Here is a 7915-nt window from a genome sequence, read left to right as displayed (position 1 = left end):
TCTTCAGCATTTACGCCCAAAAGAGCTTTCCCTATTTCCAGATGACCACTAGAACTTACTGGTAAAAATTCTGTTAATCCTTGCACCAATCCCAATATAAGGGCTTCTATCCAATCCATTTCTTTTTTTTTTAATACAGAACTCGATCAGCCAAAGCTGTCGGTTATTTGTATGTATTCTAGTATCAGTGTAATTCTTATCTCATTTCTGTTTAATACCCATACTGCCTTATACAAAATGAAACCGCAACCAAACAAATGGATACGGTCATTTTCAAAAACCTTTAGCTTCTAAAAGATCTACTTTTCTTTTGGTCGCTTCATGATAGCGTAAATTTCGAATGCAAATCCAAAAAGAACAACCATAGGTGCTAGAGTAATTCTACGAAAACTAAAAATGTCTTCATCAAAAACGGTTGGATCCTCTGAACCCCCACCAATCATCAGCATAAAACCAATAATAATTATAGCGAAACCAATAAGCAGAAGCTTGTAGTTCTCTTTTGCCAAAGCAAATTCAAGTTTTTTATCGTCCTTGTTCATATATAAAAAAGAGTTTAATCCTGTTTAAACGTATCTCGTTAGGCTTCTAATACAAATGTCTTGTATCAATTCTTAAAAATTTATTCACTGCCAAAAAGGTTGAAATCCAAGTTATCACAATACCAATCAGAGTGATTAGAATAAATAATAAACCCAACATTTCTACATTTTCGAATGTAATTATCTCTCGTAATTCTCTTTGAGATAAATAAATCACACCACTTAAAAGTAAGTTTGCAATGATGGCTCCCAAAATGCCGTGCCAAAAACTTCTCCCAATAAATGGTCGACGAATAAAGCCTCTGGTCGCTCCAACCAATTGCATGGTTTTAATCAGCATTCGGTGTGAATAGATAGATAAACGAATCGTATTATTAATTAGTGTCACCGATATCAAAAAGAGTAATCCACTGAATGCAAGCAGTATTAAACTAATCTTTTTCACATTCTCATTAACCAGATGCACAAGGGATTTTTGATAATAAATCTCTTGAATTGCATCATACTTTGATAAGTTTTTCTCTATTTTAGCAATACTCTCTGGATTGGCATAATCAGCATATAACTTTACATCGATGGTTGCCAATAATGGATTATAACCTAAAAATGAAATAAAATCTTCGCCCAAATCTTTCTGTAAATCCTTAGCTGCAGTTTCCTTATCAATAAACTTGGTTGATTTCACGAAGGAACTGGCATCGAGAATTTTCTGTAAACGACGAATCTCAACCTCTTTTACATTATCTTTTAATACAACTGAAATACCTATATTCTCTTTCACGTAATTAGATAACTGCTTAGCATTCAAAACCAGCAAACCCATAAGCCCCAACATAAATAGGACCAGTGAAATACTAATTATCGAGCTAAAATATGAAGTTTTCAAACGACGTTTAGAAGCTTTATTTCTTTGAGCCATGCGAGTAATTTTATTATGAATGTAAATTTATGGCAACATGCGAAAATACAATTTTTAATCAGAAATAGACCTTTAGATTCAGAGTAATTTATTCACTATTTTCACTTACTAATGGATCTAAGTGTACTGAAAGCTAAGTAAACATAGATTACTCTATTTCATAATATATGAGATGTTGACTAGCGCGTACTTTCCTTTAGTTTTATTACTTTTGATTAATCAGACTTCACACTTAAAAAAAACAGCTTGGGTATTATCCGAAAACAAACCATTATTGGGTCAATATTTTCATATGCAGGAGCCATAATAGGACTTTTTAATATCGCTTATTTATACCCTCGCATTCTTTCCACTGAAGAAGTTGGCTTATTATCGTGGCTGATTGCAACCACCATGATGGCAGCACAATTTTCAGGCTTAGGTTTCGGTGCTGTCATTTCCAGACTTTTCCCTTATTTCAGAAATGAGAAAAACCAACACAACGGTTTCATGTTTCTTCTTTTTTGTGTTGGGATAGTCGGTTTTATAATTTCCCTACTGGCTTATTTAGCCTTTCAACCCTTTGCAGCCAATTATTTCAATGGGGATGATGCTCTTAATCTCAATTATCTGATCTACCTGATTCCGCTCGTTTTCTTTAGCCTCTTTTTTAACTTATTCGATGCATATAATCGGGTTCTTTACGATGCCGTTTCAGGAACTTTTTTCAGGGATATTGTTTTTAAGCTAATCGTCTTAGCATCTTTGATCTTATTAGGGGAAGATTACATCAACTTCTCACAACTCATATTCATCTATGTTTCTGCCTATTGTCTGCCTGCAGTTTTATTATTTGGTCTTCTCATCAAGCGTAATCAAGTTTCATTTAAACCTCAGCTGAACTTTATTAAACCTGATCTGAAAAAGATCATGATTAACACATCTCTATATGGGCTTCTAAATAATTTTGGAGATAAGATTGCTTCCCAAATTGACAAATTGATGCTTGCAGGCATGCTAAGTCTAGGCGCCACAGGAATATTTGCGGTTATGGCGAATTTTGGCATATTAATCTCTATGCCATCCCGCACATTAAATAAAATCTCAAGCACAATAATTGCTGAGGCCTGGAAAAAGAAAGATCTTGAAACCATATCTAAAACTTACGCACAAAGTGGCTTACACCAGTTCATGTTAGCCTGTCTTCTTTTTGTAGGTTTGTGGGTAAACATTGATAATGTCCTTCAGATAGTCACACCTGAATATATTGAAGGAAAGTATGTGGTATTCTTTATCGGCTTGTCCAATGTGGTGCTAATGCTATCTGGAATCAGTGGCGTGGTCATTCAAAATTCACCCGCTTATCGAAAGCAATCGCTTTTTCTGGGAGTCTATGCCATCATTATTGTGATAAGCAATGCGATTATGATTCCTCTTTGGGGAATTATTGGGGCTGCTGCAGCATCATTTGCAGCTAGCTTGTGTTTTAACCTGATGAAATACCTTTTCTTACTAAAGCGATATAAATTTCAACCCTTCAACTATCGCTATGTCCTAGTTGTTGTCAGTGCCATTATATCCTACTATATTGCCTATTTACTCCCCAAACAAGATTCTTATATTATAGATATCATAGTTCGAGGAGCAATCGTAAGCCTTATCTATATCGCTTTAACACTAGGCTTCCGTATCTCGAAAGATTTTAATGAATTCACAATGAAACTCATCAAGCGATAAGTTATCTTTTAATAATCTCGATAATTTCTGTTGTAGATACAGATGGGGTGCGTGGTAAGTAAACGACTTCGCAAAGTTCTTTAAACATATCGAAACGACCAGCCCAATCGTCACCCATAACTAAAACATCGGCCTTATATTTTTTGATGTACTCGCCTTTTAGCTCAAGTGATTCTTCATAAAAAACCTCATCAACAACCTTAAGTGCCTTAATAATATCCATTCTATCCTCTTGGCTATAAATAGGATTCTTCTGCTTCTTAGAATAGTTTAATGCATCTGTTGAGATACCAACAATTAGGTAATCGCCATTCTGTTTAGAGCGCTCAAGAATGCGCAAATGTCCAATATGAAATAGATCGTATGTTCCGAAAGTAATAACTCTTCTCATTCTATAATATGTTTTAACAATTCTGTAAATATATCAACTCTACTTTAGACTATTCTCTTTTCAATTCGAGAATATCGTAAAGAATAGCATCCCAAACTCGCTTACTGCTCTTGTCATCAAAGAATTCAAAATAGTAATTCTTCGAAAGAGCTCTTCTATCTGCAAACTGATCTTTTGATGCATTAACTTCATTAAATAAAGTCAATAATTCATCTGCATTACCAATAATTGGCCCTGGAATACAGGCCTCATCCTTAAAATCAATGACAAGCCCTTTTTCTCGATCGTAAAGTTCTAAATCAAAAGGCAAAAAACAAATTGGTCGATCGAGAATTAGGTAATCTACATAAATAGAGCTGTAATCAGTCATCAAAACATCAGTAGCAGCAAGCAATTTCTGACTATCCTCCTCTTTTATTGAATCCAAAATTAAAATATTATCCTTTGATTTCAGGTATTCTTTAGGGATAATACTTTCAATATAATGAGGGCGATAAATCATTACCCAATTATTCTTTTCAAAGAATTCGTTTAATATGTCAAAATCAGAAGCTGAAAATGGCAGTTTGATCTCTTCGGAATAGTTACGGAATGTAGGAGCATAAAGCACAATTCGCTTTCCTTCCAGTCCATATTTTTCATCATAGTAAGCCCGACTTTTTTTCTTATAATCTTCTGAAAACAATTGATCATTTCGCGGAAGTCCCAGAGGAAGCAATTCAAAATTCCCATTGGGTTTTCCATCTTGATCAAGCATATAATTATCCTGATCACGTTTTGAGAAACCCACCACATAATCCATTTTACGAAGATCCCCTCCTCTTTCGGTAAGGGCATTGTGATTCTTGGCAGGATGTTGTTTGGTTAAAGCTCCATGAAAAATATACATACTTTTCTTTCCCGCTTTGAAAATAGCATGCGTATAAGTATCGCCTACAACCAAATCAGGCTTTCGTATTTTTTTTAATAAATACCACTTACGAGCTAGAATCCCGAGAATTGAAGAGCGGTTCTTCTTATAAGGCTTTTTATATATCTCAATGTCGATTTTATGATCAAATTCGTCACGAAGATTCCTATCGTAATAGACCATCAGGTCTCGAACACTTGAGTGGATGTAGTCGATAAACAGTAGCTTCTTTTTTCTCATGATTGCTGATAAAAATTAAGAAATTCCTCGGGACTGCTTATCGAAAAAGAAAGATGTAATAAAAGTTCTTCACAATCTGCCCCTTCCAATTTCCCATCAAGCAGGTAGTCCTTATTCAAAAGTTCCTGAGCCCAATAAATGACTTGATCAATAGTCGGCGTATTTATAGAAAATAGGTGTGCAATATCTTTTATCAAAATCAGCCCATAACTTATATCTTCAATGAAGTATCGAGACTCCAAATCAATAACAAAACCCTCATCAATCTTTTTCATGGGAGATAAAAGCCCCTTGAACGCTTGAATACTAGTCAACTTCTTTGTTAATTCCTTAGCGTTGGTTGAATCGTAATGTTCCAATAAGGGTTTAATACCACTCAGGTCGAATGGAATTTTCTCCAATAGATTGTGAACCTCTTCATCCATTTTGATTAGGATTTCGGAAGATTCTAAATTCCATGATTCATAAAAAGTAGGGTTCTTATCCCAAACCTCATCAGCTTTCATATCCTTAAACAAGGCATACATACGAGCTGGATGCAATATGGGGTTCGATGTAGAAAGCGTTACCTCTAAAAAGTTATTCAAAGGTAGAATCTGCATATCTAATAAAGAAGATAGCAAGTTCGATATCTCTTCAGCATATGCTGGATTGAGAGTTACCACTGCCATGCTATCCTTTTTCGAAGTCATCACAACTTCTTTCCCATATTCGGATACTCTTGCGATACAAGGGACTCTTTGGCTAGCAAACACTCGAATGTTTTTTTCTTTTAAAGGCAGGTGTTTATGGCAAATCAGTTCAAAATTTCCCATTCCCGGGAAAGATCCAATCCAAGTGCCTTCAGAAACGAAAGGAGCAATTTGTTTTATTAGACTCTCTCTTGCCTGAGAAGGAAGAGCTAAAATAATCAATTCACATTCGGGTATAATTTGAGAGGCATCATCAGAGACCAGGCTTATCTCACCTAAGAGATCGCTTCCTTCACAATTTATAACACGAACTTGTTTTTGCCATTCACTGGGTTTTCTAGTCAACAAACGAACCTCATTCGAGGTATCTGCTCCCAACAAACCAATTAAACTGTGCGCAATATTTCCACCTCCACAAATGCCAATTACCATACTATGTTTTTTAATACATCAACAATGAAGTCATTGTCCTGCCTGTCTCTAACTGCGATGCGAATGTATTCTTTATTTTCGAACCCCTTTTTCCCGTTAAGATCTTTTATGAATAGATCGTGTTCGATTAAAAGTCGTTCTGTTAATTCTGTAGAAGTCTTGCCATCAATAATCTCACAAAGGAAATAGTTCGCTTGTGAAGGAATCACCCTCAAGAATTCAATCTCGTTTAAACAGGCATAAAAACGATCTCTTTCGGAAGATATAGTATCACAAGCTTTATAATAGTCTTTTCTGTACTTCTCAAAAATCTGCATGAAAAATTCACCAAAAGAATTCACATTCCAGATCGATATTTTACTTTTCACCTCTTTAATCAAGTCCAAATCAGAACAAGTTAACACGCCCAATCTGAAACCTGGTACGCCGTAACTCTTACTAATACTCTTGATAATAATCAGGTTCGGGAATTTAGCCAACACATCAGAATTGATTAGACTATTCTCTGGCCCCTCGGTTGAGAAATCGATAAAGGATTCATCCAATATGAGCTTTTTATTAGCATCGGCTAAGAATTGAGCTAATTCAAGAACTTCATTAACCGGGATAAAATGCCCGCTTGGGTTATCAGGATTAATTAATAGAAGCTGCTCTACGGATTGGGAAAATGCTTTTAATTCAGAAAGTGAATAAGAAAAGTTCTCATTTTCCGGAATAAAGGTCTCAAGGCCTAAAGCTTCGAATCGTTCGGCATATTCGTTAAAACTAGGGTTTATAATGCCTACTTTTCCTTTTAGAACATAACTCAAAGCATTGATTAACTCAGCTGCTCCATTACCAACTACGATTTGTTCTTGCGGGCAATCGAACATACGAGCTGCCAGGAGATTTTGAACATTCAAGCCAGATGGGTATTCGCTCATTAAGGCATGAAAATAAGCCTTAATCTCATTCTCCATCTTTATACCCGGAAAGTAAGGATTTACTAAATAACAAAAATCTTTCAAGTAAGGGAAACGCCAATAACCGCCATAACGTGCTTGAATCATTTTTAGTTTCTCTGATGCTGGTGCAAAAACGGTTTCGGCATTATTGTAATCCTGTATATCATCAATCTCGTACCATTTTTCGGTATCGATTTTATAGGCTTTTAAATCGGAATTTTCCAAAAGAGTGATCACACGTAAGACTTGCTCGTAATACTCGTTATGCCCTAAAGCTTTACAATAAGCCTCGAGAAATGGCACATAGTGTGAAGTTGAAAAATTCTTAGATAATTTATAAATATTAACTGTCTTATAATAATTATGCAGTTGCTGATAATCGAAATGTGTTTTGGGAATAAAGTTTAAGATGTTGTTATTCTCATCGAGCGTAACAACGGTTCCATCCATCCACGATTCGTACTTGGCTACAACGGCCAAATTTGGCGCATCAGCAGCAATCAGTTTGGTTAAAATCTCGGCATCGTAAATCAAGTCACTTTCCAGTAGAATCGTATCTCTATCGGTCAGATAATCTTTAGCCAAATAGAGCGAATAAATATTATTGGTTTTATTATAAATTGGGTTTTCAACATATATCAATTCCATATTGGCATAGCTGTTTCCCAACAAATCGATCACTTTTTGCCCCTCATAACCAATAACCAAAATCACTCTGCTGATTCCAGATTCGGATAGATTATCCAAGGAACGCTCGATAAGCGTTTTGCCATGGATTTCAACCATACATTTGGTGTTGTTTTGAGTCAAATTCCCCAATCTTTTCCCAAGACCAGCAGCTAGAATTATTGCTTGCATATTCGATTTTTAATAAAACCCTCGGGCTTCATATTATTGATTCAATTCTTTGATCAGTTGATAAACGCGTCGACAGCTTTCACCATCCTGATGCGTGTGATACATATCACGTATCGTCTTTCGCCAATCGGCGTGTTCTTGCGAGTTATTCAGATAGGTTTCAATCTGACTCTCGAATTCCTTGTATGAATTTGCCTTATAGCCAGGTGTATTCTTTTCAAAATCTAAAAACAGACCTTTGGTTTTCTTATACTCTTCCAAGTCGTAAGGA

Annotated in this window: 9 protein-coding genes; 1 reads left to right on the top strand and 8 read right to left on the bottom strand. The window is 35.6% G+C overall.

What is annotated here, in order from left to right:
* From ABY905_RS11440 to ABY905_RS11430, 3 genes are all read right to left on the bottom strand, one after another.
* Positions 1-119: undecaprenyl-diphosphate phosphatase (locus tag ABY905_RS11440; RefSeq protein WP_372643888.1), on the bottom strand; the 119-nt coding region annotated here is incomplete at its 3' end.
* A gap of 180 nt (positions 120-299) precedes the next feature.
* Positions 300-542, bottom strand: a complete 243-nt coding sequence (locus ABY905_RS11435; RefSeq protein ID WP_372643885.1) for a DUF3098 domain-containing protein — start codon at positions 540-542, stop codon at positions 300-302.
* 46 nt (positions 543-588) lie between these two features.
* Positions 589-1461 (bottom strand): cell division protein FtsX, encoded by an 873-nt coding sequence (locus ABY905_RS11430; protein WP_372643882.1) that lies wholly within the window; start codon positions 1459-1461, stop codon positions 589-591.
* A gap of 246 nt (positions 1462-1707) precedes the next feature.
* Here ABY905_RS11430 and ABY905_RS11425 point away from each other — a divergent pair, with 246 nt between their 5' ends.
* A complete protein-coding gene (locus ABY905_RS11425; protein WP_372643879.1) occupies positions 1708-3177 on the top strand; it encodes a lipopolysaccharide biosynthesis protein in 1470 nt (489 codons plus the stop codon).
* Between the two features lies 1 nt (position 3178).
* On the opposite strand, the gene ABY905_RS11420 is transcribed toward ABY905_RS11425, so the two are convergent.
* The 5 genes from ABY905_RS11420 to ABY905_RS11400 form a co-directional block, all read right to left on the bottom strand.
* Positions 3179-3568: an adenylyltransferase/cytidyltransferase family protein gene (locus ABY905_RS11420; protein ID WP_372643877.1), complete on the bottom strand. Its 390-nt coding sequence runs from the start codon at positions 3566-3568 to the stop codon at positions 3179-3181.
* A gap of 49 nt (positions 3569-3617) precedes the next feature.
* A complete protein-coding gene (locus ABY905_RS11415; RefSeq protein ID WP_372643874.1) occupies positions 3618-4718 on the bottom strand; it encodes a CDP-glycerol glycerophosphotransferase family protein in 1101 nt (366 codons plus the stop codon).
* Positions 4715-5842, bottom strand: a complete 1128-nt coding sequence (locus ABY905_RS11410; RefSeq protein WP_372643871.1) for an NAD/NADP octopine/nopaline dehydrogenase family protein — start codon at positions 5840-5842, stop codon at positions 4715-4717. The genes ABY905_RS11415 and ABY905_RS11410 overlap by 4 nt, the downstream gene beginning before the upstream one ends.
* Positions 5836-7644: an aminotransferase class I/II-fold pyridoxal phosphate-dependent enzyme gene (locus ABY905_RS11405; protein WP_372643868.1), complete on the bottom strand. Its 1809-nt coding sequence runs from the start codon at positions 7642-7644 to the stop codon at positions 5836-5838. The genes ABY905_RS11410 and ABY905_RS11405 overlap by 7 nt, the downstream gene beginning before the upstream one ends.
* A 33-nt stretch (positions 7645-7677) precedes the next feature.
* A partial coding sequence (locus tag ABY905_RS11400; RefSeq protein ID WP_372643865.1) for a CDP-glycerol glycerophosphotransferase family protein occupies positions 7678-7915 on the bottom strand: 238 nt, incomplete at its 5' end.

It is taken from the genome of Ancylomarina sp. (assembly GCF_041555295.1).
GTDB lineage: Bacteria > Bacteroidota > Bacteroidia > Bacteroidales > Marinifilaceae > Ancylomarina.
This window is presented reverse-complemented; position numbering and strand designations above follow the sequence as displayed.